This window comes from Bacillus sp. SRB_8 (assembly GCF_003264205.1).
Lineage (GTDB): Bacteria > Bacillota > Bacilli > Bacillales > Bacillaceae_G > Bacillus_A > Bacillus_A mycoides.
Window position 1 is genome coordinate 1 of record NZ_NADT01000167.1, and the last position, 449, is coordinate 449.

At 48.3% G+C, this 449-nt stretch carries 1 protein-coding gene; it reads left to right on the forward strand.

Annotated elements, in window-relative coordinates; genetic code table 11:
• Positions 1-449: GAG-pre-integrase domain-containing protein (locus tag B5P40_RS32335; protein WP_142936396.1), on the forward strand; the 449-nt coding region annotated here is incomplete at both ends.

Here is a 449-nt window from a genome sequence, read left to right on the forward strand (position 1 = left end):
TGCAAGATTCTGGACTCCGGCGGTAACCTTATCACGGAGATCCCGAAGGATCATGACAACCTGTACACCCTGCCTCCAGTCATCAACTACACTGCAGAGCCACGTATTGCTGCGGCAAATATGGTATCAGAAACACGCGACCTTTGGCACAATCGACTTGGCCACATCAACGATCATGACCTCAACTCAGCCTTGGAAAATTCGGTCACCGGAATCAAGCAACCAGCGAAGATACGCAGACCCTCACCTATCTCTCCCTGTGACGGCTGCATGCTAGGAAAAATGCCAAGAGGTAACATCCAACGAACATCTGAAAGCTCAACCACCAGGCCGCTGGAAATCATTCACAGTGACATTTCTGGACCATTTCCTGTTGATGGAATTCACGGCAAATCGAGATACTACATTTCAATTCTAGACCAACACACACGATACTCATTTGTGTACCT